Genomic DNA, 522 nt, shown 5'->3' with positions numbered 1-522 from the left:
GGCGACATCCCGGGCGATCTTGATCGGCAGCGGCCCGTGCCCTTGCAGGATGGCCGGATCGTCGTCCATGCCGATCAAGGAGCTGATCGCCATGGTGAGGTTCACCGTCACCTGCCCCTGCGGGGCACCGGTTTCCTTACCCAACAACAGGTCCAGGGCCACATCGACGCGCTTCTGATCCAACGTACGGCCATCCTTCGGTAGACCACGTGCGATGGCGTCGATGTGGTCGAAGGCCAACGCGGTGTCCAGCGCGGGCATGATCAACCGCAGTGATGCCATGCCGTCCTCAAGGTTGGTCTTCTCCACCCTGCGCTGCTTGCGTCCCTCCTCGTGGCGGCGTTCGACCGCCTTGGGGTCGAGCCGGTCGATGTAGCGCCGCGCGTACTGACGAGTCGCGGAGTAGGCGTTCTTCTCCGCATGCGCCAACAGAGCTTCCTCAGCGGTGGCGGCCTGCACGGCCGAGAGGGGCTGAAGGAGTTCGACGATCATCAACGCTTTGCCTTCGTCGACGCGGCCTTC

The 522-nt window shown here is 64.6% G+C and carries 1 protein-coding gene; it reads right to left on the bottom strand.

Features of this window, described 5'->3' with window-relative positions:
- On the bottom strand, window positions 1-522 hold a 522-nt coding region (locus NLX83_RS40735), incomplete at both ends, for a DUF222 domain-containing protein (protein ID WP_256565188.1).

The organism is Allokutzneria sp. A3M-2-11 16 (assembly GCF_024213555.1).
Lineage (GTDB): Bacteria > Actinomycetota > Actinomycetes > Mycobacteriales > Pseudonocardiaceae > Allokutzneria.
This window is presented reverse-complemented; position numbering and strand designations above follow the sequence as displayed.